At 43.6% G+C, this 2,288-nt stretch carries 1 protein-coding gene and 2 tRNA genes; all 3 read left to right on the top strand.

Annotation, left to right across the window (positions count from 1 at the left end):
• Position 1: 1 nt before the first annotated feature.
• The 3 genes from R8N49_RS24415 (at position 2) to R8N49_RS24405 (ending at position 2,287) form a co-directional block, all read left to right on the top strand.
• A tRNA-Asn gene (locus tag R8N49_RS24415) sits at positions 2-77 on the top strand.
• Positions 78-352: 275 nt separating this feature from the next.
• Positions 353-1,978 (top strand): methyl-accepting chemotaxis protein, encoded by a 1,626-nt coding sequence (locus R8N49_RS24410; RefSeq protein WP_132936938.1) that lies wholly within the window; start codon positions 353-355, stop codon positions 1,976-1,978.
• Between the two features lie 233 nt (positions 1,979-2,211).
• Positions 2,212-2,287: transfer RNA gene (locus R8N49_RS24405), tRNA-Phe, on the top strand.
• Position 2,288 lies beyond the last annotated feature (1 nt).

The raw sequence follows: 2,288 nt of genomic DNA, 5'->3' as shown, positions 1-2,288 counted from the left end.
TTCCTCCTTAGCTCAGTTGGTAGAGCGACGGACTGTTAATCCGCAGGTCGCTGGTTCGAGCCCAGCAGGAGGAGCCACTTTTAAAGCCGCATCACTTGATGCGGCTTTTTTGTATCTGCTTTATACGTCATTTCTCGCTTTCCCATTTATCTACACTTCATTTCTAAACATCAGCGAACATTAAATCCTTTCTTCAAAAACACTTATTTCACGCTAAAAATTTAATCCTCATCTTAATTTTAATACGCATTAGTATCCGAGCATATTCATCTTCACTAAGATGCCCGAGTTATTACATTTCTTCTTTTAGCTATGCCTTGCATAGTGATAACACTTTATTTGTGAGCTAAATATGAAACTAAAAACTCAAGCCTATTTATTATCTGCGATCATATTGCTAGCTCTCTTAGCTTTGACCGCAACGGGCTTATGGACACTTCGCGTCGCAAGTAACCTTGATAACAAAGCTCGAGTTACTGAGCTATTTAAAAGTGCGTACAGCATACTTACCGAAGTAGAAAAGATGGCTATCGAAGGCAAAATGCCGGAAGACGAAGCGAAAGCATTAGCCACTCGCCTACTTCGTAACAATATCTACAAAGACAACGAATACGTTTATGTCGCAGATGAAAATATGATGTTCATCGCCGCACCACTAGACCCTCAACTGCACGGAACCAGCTTCCATGACTTTAAAGATGGCAGTGGTAATAGCGTAGGCCAACTCATTCTAGATGTATTGGGGCACAAAACAGGTCAGATCGTTGAATATACCTGGAGCCAAAAACAAGCAGATGGCAGCATTGAAGAAAAACACTCGATAGCAGAAAAAACACCACACTGGGGCTGGGTTGTCGGTACAGGTATTGGCTTTAATGAAGTTAACGCACGTTTTTGGTCGACAGCACAATGGCAGCTTGTGCTATGTCTGATTATCGCGGGAAGCATTCTAAGTGGCCTGATCATTTCGATTCGCAAAATGCTTCATCTACTTGGTGGAGAGCCTAACGACGTGCGCAAAGCAGTTCAAGCTGTCGCTCAAGGAGACATTCAGACCAGTTTTGATACTGTGGCACCGAGAGGAAGTATCTATCGTGCCGTGCAAGATATGAGTCAATCACTAGCTACTATGGTGACAAACCTAGAGAAGTCTATGCATGCACTGCGCGCAGAGTTGTCTGCCGTAGAAGCTCGATCAAATACGATTGCCGATCTTACCGTATCTCAGCAGCAATCAACGGCGATGATTGCCACTGCGATGACTGAAATGGCATCTTCAGCCAACCATGTTGCCAATTCAGCAAGCGACACCGCAAACAATACGGACGAGGCAGACAAACAAAGCCAACATACTCAGAAACTCATTCATAACACGGTTAAAAACATTCAAGGTTTAGCTTCTCAATTAAATACTGCGAGTAAAGCGGTCGCCGATCTAGATCAGGATGTAAATAATATTGTAAAAGTGCTCGATGTGATTGGTGATATCGCAGAGCAAACAAACCTATTGGCACTCAATGCAGCCATTGAAGCAGCACGTGCTGGAGAACAAGGCCGAGGCTTCGCAGTCGTTGCTGATGAGGTACGCAACCTAGCAGGACGCACACAAGACAGCACAAAAGAGATTCAGTATATGATCTCCAATCTGCAAGAAGGCTCTCGCAATGCCATTCACACAATGGAAATATGTGCAGAAACCAGTGAAAGCACTGTTACAGAGTCTAAGAATGCCTCTGAAGCTCTACAGCAAATTGTAACGGCGTTAGAATCTATCACCACAATGAGCCAGCAGATCGCTACTGCTGCCGCTGAGCAGACGCAGGTTAGCGATGATATTGCGCTACGCATAAACCTTATCGATGAAAGCGGAGGCCAACTAAACTCTGTCGTAACCGAGAGTCAATCAAGTACTCAAAGTTTAGCTTCACTAGCGAATGAGCTAGAAGGTTGGGTAAACAAGTTCTCAGTAAAGCACTAGTTTAAAGTCAATTGTTCAATAAAAAGCACGTTTTCAGACGTGCTTTTTTGTTTTTATCGCCTTTATTTTGCAAGTGAATACACTATCAATGTTAAAACATCGCTTAAAGCATGGCGCATTGCTGCTAAAAACGCATAAAAACAGCCCACTCCGAGCACAAATTCATCAAACGATATTTTATTTTAATTTTATTGTTGACCTGAAAGCCGAAAAGCCTTTTAATACACCTCGTCGCCCGGATAGCTCAGTCGGTAGAGCAGAGGATTGAAAATCCTCGTGTCGGTGGTTCGATTCCGCCTCCGGGCACCAC

The organism is Vibrio sp. 1978 (genome assembly GCF_033344345.1).
Note: the sequence above shows the minus strand (reverse complement) of the source record. Positions and strands in the feature narration are given on the sequence as shown.